General features: G+C 68.9%; 15 protein-coding genes. 9 read left to right on the top strand and 6 right to left on the bottom strand.

Annotated features, from left to right (window positions below; translation table 11 throughout):
- Positions 1–79: 79 nt before the first annotated feature.
- Together M8231_RS05190 and M8231_RS05185 are read right to left on the bottom strand one after the other, a co-directional pair.
- The gene (locus M8231_RS05190) at positions 80–289 is read right to left on the bottom strand and encodes a helix-turn-helix transcriptional regulator (RefSeq protein ID WP_249750916.1); all 210 of its coding nucleotides are present in this window, start codon (positions 287–289) and stop codon (positions 80–82) included.
- Positions 282–896, bottom strand: coding sequence for a hypothetical protein (locus tag M8231_RS05185; RefSeq protein WP_250202397.1), 615 nt, complete (start codon positions 894–896; stop codon positions 282–284). Before M8231_RS05185 ends, M8231_RS05190 begins: the two co-directional genes overlap by 8 nt.
- Positions 897–1,420: 524 nt before the next feature.
- Between M8231_RS05185 and ilvA the strand changes: the two genes are divergently transcribed.
- Entirely contained in the window at positions 1,421–2,935 is a 1,515-nt protein-coding gene (gene ilvA, locus M8231_RS05180; RefSeq protein ID WP_250202396.1) for a threonine ammonia-lyase, biosynthetic, read from the top strand.
- 199 nt (positions 2,936–3,134) lie between these two features.
- Entirely contained in the window at positions 3,135–3,476 is a 342-nt protein-coding gene (locus M8231_RS05175) for a VOC family protein (RefSeq protein WP_249750919.1), read from the top strand.
- Positions 3,477–3,479: 3 nt separating this feature from the next.
- Here M8231_RS05175 and M8231_RS05170 read toward each other — a convergent pair whose 3' ends face one another.
- Together M8231_RS05170 and M8231_RS05165 are read right to left on the bottom strand one after the other, a co-directional pair.
- Positions 3,480–4,319: a hypothetical protein gene (locus M8231_RS05170; protein WP_250202395.1), complete on the bottom strand. Its 840-nt coding sequence runs from the start codon at positions 4,317–4,319 to the stop codon at positions 3,480–3,482.
- 61 nt (positions 4,320–4,380) lie between these two features.
- Positions 4,381–5,679, bottom strand: coding sequence for a sensor histidine kinase (locus tag M8231_RS05165; RefSeq protein WP_250202394.1), 1,299 nt, complete (start codon positions 5,677–5,679; stop codon positions 4,381–4,383).
- A gap of 77 nt (positions 5,680–5,756) precedes the next feature.
- Between M8231_RS05165 and M8231_RS05160 the strand changes: the two genes are divergently transcribed.
- A protein-coding gene (locus M8231_RS05160) for an IS3 family transposase (RefSeq protein WP_376785546.1) occupies positions 5,757–6,946 on the top strand; the annotation gives its coding sequence in 2 pieces (ribosomal slippage) (positions 5,757–6,015 and positions 6,015–6,946; 1,191 coding nt in all).
- Here the strand turns inward: M8231_RS05160 and M8231_RS05155 are convergent.
- Positions 6,916–7,326, bottom strand: a complete 411-nt coding sequence (locus M8231_RS05155) for a hypothetical protein (protein ID WP_250202393.1) — start codon at positions 7,324–7,326, stop codon at positions 6,916–6,918. The two genes, M8231_RS05160 and M8231_RS05155, sit on opposite strands and share 31 nt — an antisense overlap.
- Positions 7,327–7,389: 63 nt before the next feature.
- A complete protein-coding gene (thiE, locus tag M8231_RS05150) occupies positions 7,390–8,043 on the bottom strand; it encodes a thiamine phosphate synthase (RefSeq protein ID WP_250202392.1) in 654 nt (217 codons plus the stop codon).
- A 120-nt stretch (positions 8,044–8,163) separates the two neighbouring features.
- On the opposite strand from thiE, the gene M8231_RS05145 reads away from it, so the two are divergent.
- The 6 genes from M8231_RS05145 (at position 8,164) to M8231_RS05120 (ending at position 12,270) form a co-directional block, all read left to right on the top strand.
- Positions 8,164–8,349 (top strand): (2Fe-2S)-binding protein, encoded by a 186-nt coding sequence (locus M8231_RS05145; RefSeq protein ID WP_249750923.1) that lies wholly within the window; start codon positions 8,164–8,166, stop codon positions 8,347–8,349.
- A 135-nt stretch (positions 8,350–8,484) separates the two neighbouring features.
- Positions 8,485–8,985, top strand: a complete 501-nt coding sequence (bfr, locus tag M8231_RS05140; protein WP_249750924.1) for a bacterioferritin — start codon at positions 8,485–8,487, stop codon at positions 8,983–8,985.
- A 59-nt stretch (positions 8,986–9,044) separates the two neighbouring features.
- Positions 9,045–9,605 carry a tryptophan-rich sensory protein gene (locus M8231_RS05135; RefSeq protein WP_250202391.1) on the top strand — a complete coding sequence of 187 codons (561 nt, stop codon included), beginning with the start codon at positions 9,045–9,047 and terminating at the stop codon, positions 9,603–9,605.
- Between the two features lie 102 nt (positions 9,606–9,707).
- Positions 9,708–10,274 (top strand): elongation factor P, encoded by a 567-nt coding sequence (gene efp, locus M8231_RS05130; RefSeq protein ID WP_249750926.1) that lies wholly within the window; start codon positions 9,708–9,710, stop codon positions 10,272–10,274.
- Between the two features lie 93 nt (positions 10,275–10,367).
- Entirely contained in the window at positions 10,368–11,174 is an 807-nt protein-coding gene (locus M8231_RS05125) for an inositol monophosphatase family protein (protein ID WP_249750927.1), read from the top strand.
- 40 nt (positions 11,175–11,214) lie between these two features.
- The gene (locus M8231_RS05120) at positions 11,215–12,270 is read left to right on the top strand and encodes a glycerophosphodiester phosphodiesterase (protein WP_249750928.1); all 1,056 of its coding nucleotides are present in this window, start codon (positions 11,215–11,217) and stop codon (positions 12,268–12,270) included.
- Positions 12,271–12,301: the final 31 nt, after the last annotated feature.

Here is a 12,301-nt window from a genome sequence, read left to right as displayed (position 1 = left end):
TCACTCCCTACCCTTATGCTCAAAGTTAGCATAAGCAGGACCAATGTAGGCCGATCCAGGGGGGACGCAAGGCCTTCGTTCAGTCGCTCAGTCGGAACAAATCGTCCAATGGCGCATCCAACGCCTTGGCCAGCATCAGCGCCACCACGACCGAAGGCGTGAATACACGGTTCTCGATGGTGTTCACCGTCTTGCGCGACACCCCAGCGCGGTCCGCCAGTTCTTGCTGCGTGAGCCCCGCCTCGACCCGCACGTCTTTCAACCGCACAAGCAATCTGGGCTCAGCCACGCGACGCCTGCCGATCCAGCCACCAATACCTCAGCGCGGCGGTCAAGGCCGCCAGTTCGAACAGCGCGGGCATGCCCGCCACCGCCAGCGGCGGCTGGAACAGACCGGCGACAAACAGAACGGCCGCCGCGATCAAGGTCGCCGTGACGGCCCAGACCAGCGCGTCCTGCCGGAAGAAAATCGTCAGTTCGTCCGCTGGCTTCGGCAAGGCGCCTGGCCGCCTTCGTGCCTGCTTTCGTCCCAGGATCACAGCCATGACCGCCACCGGAATGGCGAGTGAAGACAACGCTCGATATCCCTCGCGCAGCCCCTCGTCGCCCGCGGCGACTCCCCAGGCCGCTTCGACGCCAAACACCATGTAAACGAGGCCGAATGCAGCTAGCCCGAGCAGGTTCAATGCTTCCGCGCTTTGAACGTGATCCCGCCCGCCACCGATCCTTGCCGCCTCAAGGTCTGCTTCGCGTTGCCCCCACAGATCGAACGCCAGCACGACCGTCAAACCCAAAACCAGAAAGGCCAGGCCCAAACCGGCCATCGAGAACAGCGCATATCCGCCGCGCATGGTCGCCGACACCGCCAACAACGCCGAAGCCGCCATCGTCAGCAAGCCCAGCAAGCCCCATTGCCACCGCTGTCGCCGCAACCGGGCCCGCGCCCTCGACATCGCCAGATTCTCAGACGTCCGATCCATACCCCCCTCCGGCAAACGATACCTATGGGTTACATATAACCTACAGGTTACATCAGCAAGGGCCGAACTCGGCGCGCCGCGCGTCAGGCCACGCCCCCATCCTATTTCTCGCGAGAAATCGAAGACCAATCAACGACATGGTCTAGGGACATCGCCATCGACCCGCCACGCCCTGAAACCGTGTCATGCTCATGCTGACGACCGGGCTGGACGGCAGAGGGAGATTTCGCACTATTCACACTATTCACACGGTCTTTTTCGCCGCCGCCATCCGCAGCCGCGCCCGGAGGCCGACGGATTCACACGATTCACACTGTGTTTTTTCGTTGGATGCGAAATCGCGGCCGGCGCCGTGGCCGCAACAACCTTCCCCGGGCGGCCGACATCGCCTAGACGGACAGCGCGATCCTTCCGACCGACGGCCCCAAGACGACATTTTCATGCAGGACACCCTTCGCCGCATCCTCACCGCCCGCGTCTATGACGTGGCCGAGGAAACGCCTCTCGACCCGCTGGAGCGCCTGTCGGGCCGCCTGTCGCGTCCGGTGCTGCTGAAGCGCGAGGATCTGCAGCCGGTCTTCTCGTTCAAGATACGGGGCGCCTACAATCGCATCGCCCAGTTGACCCAGGCCGAACTGGCCCGGGGCGTCATCTGCGCCTCGGCGGGCAATCACGCGCAAGGGGTGGCGCTGGCGGCGGCGCGGCGCGGGGCGGCGGCGACCATCGTCATGCCGACCACCACGCCGGGCATCAAGGTGGCGGCGGTGCGCGCCCTGGGCGGCCAGGTCGTGCTGCACGGCGACGGCTTCGACGACGCCTACGCCCATGCCCGTTCGCTGGAGGCCGAGACGGGCGCGACCTTCATCCACCCGTTCGACGATCCCGACGTCATCGCCGGCCAGGGCACGGTCGGCCTGGAGATCGCGCGCCAGCACGCCGATCCGATCGAGGCCGTCTTCCTGCCCATCGGCGGCGGCGGCCTGGCGGCGGGGGTGGCGGCCATCCTTCGCTTCCTGCGGCCGGAGACGAAGATCATCGGCGTGGAGCCGGTGGACGCCCCCACCATGAAGACCGCCATCGCCGCCGGCGAGGTGGTCAGCCTGAACGAGGTCGGCCTGTTCGCTGACGGCGTGGCCGTGCGCCGCGCGGGCGACCTGACCTTCCGGCTGTGCCGCGACCTGCTGGACGAGATCGTCCTGGTCGACACCGACGCCATCTGCGCCGCCGTGAAGGACATCTTCGACGACACCCGCGCCATCGCCGAACCGGCCGGGGCGCTGGCCCTGGGGGGGCTCAAGGCCTGGGCGGCCGATCATCCCGGCGCCGGCTCGCTGGTGGCGATCAATTCGGGCGCCAACGTCAACTTCGACCGGCTGCGCCATGTCGCCGAGCGGGCCGAGCTGGGCGAGGGCGCCGAGGCCCTGCTGGCCGTGACCATGAAGGACGACCGCGACGACTATCGCCGCTTCCTCGACAGCCTGGACGGCCGGTCGGTGACCGAGTTCAACTATCGCTGGTCCGGCGACGGGGTGGCGCAGATCTTCGTCGGCGTGGCCCTGCGCGGCGGCCAGGACGAACGGCTGGACCTGGTCCAGGCGCTGCGCGCGGGCGGCTACGACGTCGAGGACATGAGCGACAACGAAACGGCCAAGCTGCACGTCCGCTACATGGTCGGCGGCCGCACCGTCGGCCTGCCGCACGAGCGCATCCTGCGCTTCCAGTTCCCCGAGCGGCCGGGCGCCTTCCTGCGCTTCCTCAACAGCCTGCAGCCAGAATGGGCCCTGACCCTGTTCCACTATCGCAACCACGGCGACGACGTCGGCCGCGTGCTGGCCGGCATCAGCGCCCCGCCCCAGGATCAGGCGCGCTTCGACGCGGCCCTGGCCGCCCTGGGCTATCCCTACGTGGAGGAGACCGACAATCCCGCCTGCCGGCTGTTCCTGGACGGCGCCTGAGGCCGGTCGTTGGCGGGCCGCTCGGCCGCGGAGGGTCCCGCACGCCCCTGCCCCGTTCGCATGAGGGCCAGAAGCCCCGTCGATCCGGTCATCACGATCATGCCCGACTCCCTGCTATTGCGAACCGTTAGCAGGTTTGCGCGGATCGGCCCTTCGTGCAAGCGTCAGATGTCGGTGGCGATCGACAGGAGCATCAACCGTGCGTGAAGACGGAAAACTCGACTACCTCGAACTGCCCGCGACCGATCTGGGAGCGACCAGGGCCTTCTACGCCGACGCCTTCGGCTGGACCTTCCAGGACTACGGCCCGACCTACGCCGCCTTCGACCAGGGGCTGGACGGCGGCTTCGACGCCGACCCCGCCGAGCGGACGCGCACGCCCCTGCCCGTCCTCTACGCCCACGACCTGGAAGCCATGCTGGCCAAGGTCCAGGCGGCGGGCGGAACGGTGGCAAGGCCCATCTACGCCTTTCCGGGCGGCCGGCGCTTCCACTTCACAGACCCGGCCGGGACCGAACTGGCGGTGTGGTCCGAGACGTAAGGCTCAGCGCGGCTCGACCGACTGGGCGATCTGCTCGGCCAGCAGGCTGTCCTCTCCGTCCAGATAGGACAGCCAGACGTGGGTCTCGCGCGATTCCAGGTCCTTGGCGAACAGGTGCTCCACGGCCCGGCGGCGGCCGTCCTGCTCGATCACCACCGAGGCCCGGCCGCCAGCGTCGATCAACTGCCCGTCATAGATCGGGAACTGCGAGGCCGGACCCTGGTAGATCATCACGAAGCTGCGCCCGTCGCGCTTCACGGCATAGACCTTGGCCTGCGGCCCCGCGTCCGAGGGCTCGATCGTGAAGCCGGCCGGCAGATCGATCCGAAACGGCAAGGCCGCCAACGGATCGGCCGGCGTGTCCGCCGCCGGCGCGGGCCGCGTCGCCGGGGCTGGCGAAGCCGCGGCGGTCGGCGGCGGGGCCGCGACCGGGACCCGCGCGGGCGCAGGCGCGGGCGCGCGCTCTGGGGCGGGTTCCGGAGCCGGCTGCGGGGTCGGGGCGCGCGTCGAGGGCGCCACGGTCGGGGGCGCCGCGGTCGGGGGCGCCATGATGGCGGCGGGCGGGGCGCTGTTCAGGTCCCGGGTCAGCGACGCCCCCGGGCGTTCCGGCGCCGGGACCGAGGGCGCGGTCGCGGCCCGCGGCGGCGTCGAACGGCGAGCCGGCGCCGGGGCTTGGGTTTCAGGTTCAGGTTCGGCTTCAGGCTCCGCCGGCCGGACGGGCGCGGGGGTCGTCATCGCGCCCGGCGGCGCGCTGTTCAGGTCGCGGGTCAGGTCGGTCGCCGAGCGCGCCGGCGGCGCGGCCTGGCCGGAAAGGAGGACGGCGGCGAGAACGAGCACGGTCATGCGACGACCATCGCCCGCGACTGCGGCGACGGCAAGGCCACGCCGCCGCGCGGGGCGCGTCTCACGCCTTGGGCAGCAGGATCCAGAAGGTCGCGCCTTCGCCTGGCGCCGAGATCACGCCGATCGAACCGCCCTGCAGCTCCACCAGCCGCTTGGCCAGGGCCAGGCCGACGCCGTGCCCCTCGATCGTCGACCGCTCCAGCCCCAGGCGGTTGAAGGGCTCGAACAGCTGCGCCTGCTTCTGCGCGGTCAGTCCGGGCCCGAAGTCGGTGACCTCGATCCTGATCCAGTCGTCCAGGCGCGAGGCCCGCATCAGCACCCGCTCGCCCGCCGATCCGTACTTCAGGGCATTGGTGACCAGGTTGCCGACGACCTGGGCCATCCGCTGGGAATCGGCCAGGGCGATCAGCCCGTCGCCTTCGCAAAGCAGGTCGATCGCGACGTTGCGCGCCTCGGGCCGCAGGATGGCCGAGCGGCGCACGTCCTCCAGCAGGCCGGGCACGTCCGTGGGTCGCAGCTCGACCTTGACCGCGCCCGCCTCCGCCCGCGCCACGTCGAGCAGGTCGTGGGCCAGCGCCTCCACCTGGCGGGCGGTCTTGACCAGCATGTCGGCCATCTCCGCCTGCTGCGGCGTCACGGGGCCCAGCTGACCCTTGCCCCACAACTCGCCGATGCCGATCACGCCGGCGACCGGGCTCTTGATCTCGTGGGCGACATTGGCCAGGAGGCGCGACTTGGCTTCCGAGGCCTTCTCGGCGCGGATCTGGCCCAGCCTGGCGCGGTCGGCCAGCCGGTCGCGTTCCTCCAGCAGGGCGGCGACGAGCAGCACGGGCACGAAGGCGATGAGCACCAGCATCTGGGCGCGCAGCACCTGCTCGCTGGGCGTCAGGCCCTGCGAATAGGGGCCGTAGCCCTCCATGGCGCCGCCAATGGCCAGGACGGCGACCACGACCAGGCTGAAGCTCATGCCCGCCACGCCCAGCCGCACGGCGATCAGGAACAGCATCGGCGCCATGAAGGCGCCGATCGGCGCATGCGCCATGAAGGCCAGATAATAGACCAGGAACAGCCCGCCCAGCAGCACCGCCGCCTCCAGCGCGCGCGCGGGCCGGGCGAAGCGCCGCAGGGTCGATCGGGTCAGCGACAGCCCCAGGCAGCCGATCAGCGCGATCCCCAGCGCATGGCCGAACCACCAGGTCTGGGCCGCCTCCACCAGGTCGCCGGCGCCGAACAGGCTCAGCGCGCCGGCCGACAGCACGGCCGCCGGCAGCGGCGCCAGCGCCGCGCATCCCAGGAAGCGGACGATGCCCGTCAGGCTGGACACGTTCAACGTGGGCGCGAACCGCCGGGCCAGCACCACGGCGGTGACGATCTTGACGTGACCCCCTGAAACTCCTCCAGGAATAGCTAGAGTCCGCCCAACGAAGGACGGACAGAATGAAGCGATCGAGGTTCACGGAAGAGCAGATCATCGGGATCCTGCGGGAGCAGGAGGCCGGTGTGGCGACGGCGGAGGTGTGCCGACGCCACGGGGTCAGCTCGGCGACCTTTTATAAATGGAAGGCCAAGTTTGGCGGGCTCGACGTGTCGGAGGCTCGGCGGCTCAAGGCGCTCGAGGATGAGAACGCCCGGCTGAAGCGGATGCTGGCGGACGCGATGCTGGACAACGTGGCCCTGAAGGACGTGCTGGGAAAAAAGTGGTGACGCCCGCCGGCTATCGCGAGGCGGCTGGCCATCTGCAGGCCGCCTACGAGATGAGCGAAAGGCGGGCGTGTCGTGTTCTGGGCGTCGATCGGACGAGCGTGCGCTATCAGGCGACGCGCCCGGACGACGGCGCTCTGCGCGACCGGCTGAAGGCCCTGGCCCAGGAACGTCGACGGTTCGGCTATCGTCGCCTGCACGTGCTGCTGCGGCGCGAGGGCCATGCGGTCAACAGGAAGCGGGTCCAGCGGATCTATCGCGAGGAGCGATTGACGGTGCGCCGGCGCGGCGGCCGGAAGCGAGCGATGGGCACGCGGCGACCACTGGACCTGCCGCTGGCGCCCAACCAGCGCTGGTCGCTGGACTTCGTCGCAGACCAGATGACGGACGGGCGGCGCTTCCGCATCCTGACGGTGATCGATAACTGCACGCGCGAGTGCCTGGCGCTGGTGGCCGACACCTCGCTGTCGGGCGCGCGGGTCGTGCGGGAGTTGGACGCCGTCATCCGGCAGCGAGGGCGGCCCGACACCATCGTCAGCGACAACGGCACGGAGTACACCTCGAACGCTGTCCTGGCCTGGGCCGACGACACCGGCGTCGGCTGGCATTACATCGCACCGGGCAAGCCCCAGCAGAACGGCTTCAACGAAAGCTTCAACGGGCGGCTGCGTGACGAGCTGCTGAACGAGACGCTGTTCCGCTCGCTGCCGCACGCTCGCGCCGTGCTGGAGGCGTGGCGACGCGATTACAACGAGCAGCGTCCGCACTCGAAGCTCGGGTGGCTGACGCCGCAGGCTTATGCAGAAGCGCTCACCGGAAACATCGGCCGGCCTGCTGCGCTGGTTGATGGCTGCGCAGACCGGCCTCTTGCCAACCCAGCCAATCACGGCTCAGATCAACCTAGGACTCTCGTTATGGCTGGATGAGAAACGGGGGTCACGTCAATCTCCACCATGTTGGTGGCGGTGAACAGCATCGACAGGGCGGGCGGGTTTCCCGCCACGATCTCGCCGATCAGGATGCTGCCCGCCAGGATGGAGCCCAGCGCCAGATCATGTCGCCGCCCGCGACTTGTCCTGAGCCAGACGGCGACCGCGACGCCGCCCGCCGCCCAAAGGCCCACGATGAGGCCCGAGGTTCGCGCATAGCCGACCGCCAGGGCGACAAGGATCGCGACCGCCAGCGCCGTGACCACCGGCACCATCGGGTGCGCGAACAGGTCGATCCGGCCGGCCTCCAGGGCGACGGCCGGCGCGCCCTGGGGGCGGACCTCGGACTTGACGTCGAGCGCAGGGCTCATGGTCATGTGGGACTCGCTGAACTTCACTGTTCCGCAGAGTGGCCGATCTTCCCTAAGATTCCCCTGAGATCAGGTTTTCAACGCAAGATTGAACGCCTTAACGGCGGCGGCTTCACCTTCGCCATAGCTCCAGACGCCGGCGCTGACCGCCACGAAGTCGGCCCCGGCCCGGGCCGTCTCGGCCGCCGTCTCGACCGTTATGCCGCCGATGGCGACGCAAGGGACCTCGACCGTCTCCTGCCATTCCGTCAGCAGGTCGAGCGGGGGTCGATGGGTCGTGACCTTGGTGTCGGTGGGAAAGAAGGCGCCGAAGGCGACGTAGTCGGCCCCCGCTTCGGCGGCGTCCCAGGCCAGGTCGCGGTCGTCGTGACAGGTCACGCCGATCATGGCGTCCGGCCCCATGATGCGGCGCGCGTCGGCCAGGGAGGCGTCCCCCTGCCCGATGTGCACCCCGTCGCATCCCGTCTCTCGCGCCAGGTCGGGCCGGTCGTTCAGGATGACGGCGACGCCGCGCCGTCGCGCGACCGGCGCCAGCACGGCCACGGCGCGGCGGATCGTGTCGTCGTCGGCGGGCTTCAGCCGGATCTGCAGCGCCGCGACGTCGCCGGCGGCCAGGGCCGTCTCCAGACGCCCGGCGAACGCCTGCAGATCGGCGATCGCGGGCGGGGTGATCAGATAGAGCCGGCACGGCGGCCGGTCGGAAATGCGAGGTTCACGCGCCATGCCTTCGCCCTGCGCCGCCCCGCTCGCCGCGTCAACGGCGCAGGCGTGCGAACGACTTGCAATCGCCTTTATCCTCGCTATAGAGAACCATTATCAGTCTCATCGAACGCGTGATCCCTCGTGTACGTCTGCAACTGCAACGGTCTTCGCCAGCGTGACGTCGCCCAGGCCATCGAGGCCGGCGCCTGCCGCCCGCGCGACATCTTCGCCCGCCACCAGTGCCAGGCCCAGTGCGCCAAGTGCGTCTGCGAGATGCGCCAGATGATCCAGGACAGCCACGAAGCCTTCGCCCTGGCGGCCGAATAGTCTTTCCGCGTCCGAAAATCACTCGCACTATCAATGTAGTGATAAAAACTCGCAAATAAACAACGCGGGTTTTACTGTGATATCCACGGCTCGAAGGACGGCGCGCTTGGCCCGTCGCGACGAAGGACAAGAGCCATGAAGGGCGATCCCGCGATCATCCGCACCCTGAACGCGGTGCTGACCAATGAACTGACGGCGGTGAACCAGTATTTCCTGCACGCCCGGATGTTCGAAAGCTGGGGCCTGGCGCACCTGGGCGACGTGATCTACCGGGAATCGATCGGCGAGATGAAGCACGCCGACATGTTGATCAAGCGCATCCTGTTCCTGGACGGCCTGCCCAACCTGCAGGATCTGCACAAGCTGAAGGTCGGCGAAGAGCCGATCGAATGCCTGAGCGCCGACCTGCAGCTGGAGATCGACAGCCGCGCGGCGACGGCGGCCGCCGTGACCCAATGCGAAGAGACGCGCGACTATGTCAGCCGCGACCTGCTGATGAAGATCCTGGCCGACACGGAAGAGCACATCGACTTCCTGGAGAACCAGCACAAGCTGATCGAGCTGATGGGCGCGCAGAACTATCTGCAGTCGGCGATGAAGGAGATCGTCACCGAAGGCGCGGCCACCGGCGGCTGACGGAACCCGGGTCGGTCCCGGTCATTAGCCCTTTTCGAAGAGGCAGCTGGGAGCCGACCATGACCGACATCGACGACGCCATCGACGACGTGAGGGACGCCGCCACAGACTTCCTCAACAGCGAGGGCCGCAGCGTGGGGCACGTCGCCCTGGGCGTGGCCCTGACGGTCGGTTTCGCGCTGCTGGCCTCGGGCATCGCCTCGGGCGCGCTGCGGCCCAAACGCACGCTGAAGCACGTCCGGAACCGCGACCTGCCGGTGACGGAAAAGCCGCGCGGGGCGTTCAGCCTGATCCTGCCGGCGGTGTTTTCCGCCACCACCCTGTCGGCGGTGCGCGTCTGGAACGCCCCGCCCCGGCGCGAGCGCACGGTGGCGATGGCGCTGTGGGCCGCGGCCCAGACCGTCAACGCCGTCTGGCTGGGCCTGCGGCCGTCGTCGATGTGGAAGCAGGTCGCAGCCGCGATGTCGGCGGCCGGCCTGGCCGCCGCCTTCGCCCACGAGGCGCGCAAGCTGGACGAAGGCGCGGGCAAGATGGCTTCGCCCACCGGGTCCGGGGTGCGGCTGGGCAACTTCCTGCATCGCAAGGCCGACGAGGCCGCCCGCGAACGCACCCTGCACTGAGACGCGCGCCAGCTTGCCCTTTGCCGGGGCTTCCTCTAGGGATCGCGCCCTGTTCGCCCCGCCGCCTCGGCCGCGCGGCCCGCTCTTTCCCCATGTGAATCCATGAAGATCAACGGCAACACCATCAAGCCCGGCATGGTCCTGCAGCATAACGGCGGCCTGTGGGTCGTCACCAAGGCCAGCCACGTCAAGCCCGGCAAGGGCGGCGCCTTCGCCAACGTCGAGGCCAAGAACCTCGAGACCGGCAACAAGCTGAACGAACGTTTCCGCTCGGAAGACAAGGTCGAGCGCGTGACGCTGGAACAGAAGGACTTCTCCTATCTGTTCGACAACGGCGACAGCCTGGTGTTCATGGACGACGCCACCTACGAGCAGATCGAACTGCAGAAGGACTGGGTCGGGGACGAACGCATCCCCTATTTGCAGGAAGGCATGAAGGTCGTCATCGAGATGCACGAAGAGCGTCCGATCGGCCTGGAGCTGCCGGAACAGGTCGTGCTGGAAGTCGCCGAGACCGAGCCCACGGTGAAGGGCCAGACCGCCTCTTCGTCCTACAAGCCCGCCCTCGCCTCGAACGGCGTGCGCATCATGATCCCGCCGTACATGTCGGCCGGCGAAAAGATCGTCGTCGACACCACGACCGGCGAATACGTCCGCCGCGCGGACTAAGACCACCGGCCCGTTCGGGCCGGTCCCTTTTTGAACTTCTCCGCCTGTCCGGGCTCGACGCCTTTCAAGGACCTGCGGACCAGGAGATCCTCGATGGCCCTCGCCTCCGCCCTTCTTCAAGTGATGACCGACGCGGTTCGCAAGACCGCCCGCCCGATGATGCGCGACTTCGGCGAGGTCTCGCAGCTTCAGGTGTCGCGCAAGGGGCCCGGCGATTTCGTCACCGCCGCCGACCTGAAGGCCGAGGAGACGCTGTTCGAACTGCTGACCAAGGCCCGCCCCGGCTACGGCTTCCTGGGCGAGGAGCGCGGCCTGGTCGAGGGCACGGACAAGTCCCACACCTGGATCGTGGACCCGATCGACGGCACCACCAACTTCATGCACGCCATGCCCCACTTCGCCATCACGGTGGGGCTGGAGCGGCGCGCGCCGGACGGGTCGTCCGAGATCGTGGCCGGCGTCACCTACAACCCCGTGATGAACGAGCTGTTCTGGGCCGAAAAGGGCAAGGGCTGCTATCTGAACGACCAGCGCATCCGCGTCTCGGGCCGCAAGGACCTGGCCGACAGCCTGGTCGCCACCGGCCTGCCCTTCATCGGCAAGACGGGCCACGCCCAGGCCATCAAGGACATCCATGCGGTGGGCCAGCGGGTCGCGGGCATCCGCCGCCTGGGCTCGGCCGCCCTGGACTTCGCCTGGGTCGCGGCGGGGCGGTACGACGCCTATTACGAGCGCAATCTGAAGCCCTGGGACGTGGCGGCGGGCGTCCTGTTCGTCACCGAGGCCGGCGGCACGGTCACGACCATCGAGCCCGATGGAGACCCCAAGACGGGCGCCAGCATCCTGGCCACCAACGCCGAACTTCACCCCGCCCTGCGCAAGGTGCTGCAGGCGGCGTGATCGTCACCGGCCTGTCGCGTCGGCGCCCTACCCAGGGCGCATGATCCGCGCCATCGTGACCGCCCTGACCCTGCTCGCCGGAGCGCCCGCCGTGGCCCAGTCGCCGCTGATCATCGCCCATCGCGGCGCGTCCGGCGAACGGCCCGAGCACACGCGGGCGGCCTATGAGCTGGCGATCGAACAGGGCGCGGACGTGATCGAGCCCGACCTGGTCCTGACCAGGGACGGCGTCTTCGTCAGCCGCCACGAGAACGAGATCGGCGGCACGACAGACGTGGCCGACCGGCCCGAGTTCGCCGCCCGCCGCACGACCAAGGTCATCGACGGCGTGGAGACCAGCGGCTGGTTCACCGAGGACTTCACCCTGGCCGAACTGAAGACGCTGCGGGCCCGGGAGAGGCTGCCGCAGGTGCGAACGGGCAATGTCGCCTTCAACGACCGCGATCCGATCCTGACCTTCGACGAGGTGGCGGCCCTCGCCCGCGAGGCGTCCGCGCGGACCGGGCGGACCATCGCCGTCGCGCCGGAACTGAAGCACCCCACCTATTTCGCCTCGATCGGCCTGCCGATGGAGGATCGGTTCGTCGCCGAACTGGAAAAGCTGGGCCTGACGGGCGCCGACGCCCCGATCCTGATCCAGTGTTTCGAGGTGGGGCCGCTGGAGCGGTTGTCGATGCGTATCGACGCGCCGCTGGCGCAGTTGATCAACGGCTCCGGCGCCCCCGCGGATCGGCCGCAGCAATCCTATGCCGAGATGATCACGGCGGAGGGGCTGGGCAGGATCGCCGGCTACGCCGCCTGGGTCGCGCCCGAGATGACGCTGGTCCTGCCGCGCGACGCCGAAGGACGCTCGGGCGCGCCCAGCCGGATCGTGGCCGACGCCCATGCGGCGGGGCTGAAGGTCGTCGTCTGGACAGCGCGGGCCGAGAACGCCTTTCTGCCGACGGAACATCGGCGCGGCCAGGACTTCGCCGCCCACGGCGACATGCCGGCCTATGTCCGCGACCTGGCGAGGACGGGCGTGGATGCGGTGTTCAGCGACTTTCCGGGCCTGGCGCGCGAGGGGCTGGAAAAGGTCGAGGCTTCGACGCCCTGACGCCTCGGCTTCCCCCGTCCCGCCATCGTCG

The organism is Brevundimonas albigilva, from assembly GCF_023573565.1.
Lineage (GTDB): Bacteria > Pseudomonadota > Alphaproteobacteria > Caulobacterales > Caulobacteraceae > Brevundimonas > Brevundimonas albigilva.
Note: the sequence above shows the minus strand (reverse complement) of the source record. Positions and strands in the feature narration are given on the sequence as shown.

Excerpts from the sequence above, each read along its gene's own strand:
- ilvA (WP_250202396.1), top strand. The coding sequence starts at position 1,421 with ATGCAGGACACCCTTCGCCGCATCCTCACCGCCCGCGTCTATGACGTG.
- M8231_RS05170 (WP_250202395.1), bottom strand. The coding sequence starts at position 4,319 with ATGACCGTGCTCGTTCTCGCCGCCGTCCTCCTTTCCGGCCAGGCCGCG.
- M8231_RS05155 (WP_250202393.1), bottom strand. The coding sequence starts at position 7,326 with ATGACCATGAGCCCTGCGCTCGACGTCAAGTCCGAGGTCCGCCCCCAG.
- thiE (WP_250202392.1), bottom strand. The coding sequence starts at position 8,043 with ATGGCGCGTGAACCTCGCATTTCCGACCGGCCGCCGTGCCGGCTCTAT.
- bfr (WP_249750924.1), top strand. The coding sequence starts at position 8,485 with ATGAAGGGCGATCCCGCGATCATCCGCACCCTGAACGCGGTGCTGACC.
- M8231_RS05135 (WP_250202391.1), top strand. The coding sequence starts at position 9,045 with ATGACCGACATCGACGACGCCATCGACGACGTGAGGGACGCCGCCACA.
- efp (WP_249750926.1), top strand. The coding sequence starts at position 9,708 with ATGAAGATCAACGGCAACACCATCAAGCCCGGCATGGTCCTGCAGCAT.
- M8231_RS05125 (WP_249750927.1), top strand. The coding sequence starts at position 10,368 with ATGGCCCTCGCCTCCGCCCTTCTTCAAGTGATGACCGACGCGGTTCGC.
- M8231_RS05120 (WP_249750928.1), top strand. The coding sequence starts at position 11,215 with ATGATCCGCGCCATCGTGACCGCCCTGACCCTGCTCGCCGGAGCGCCC.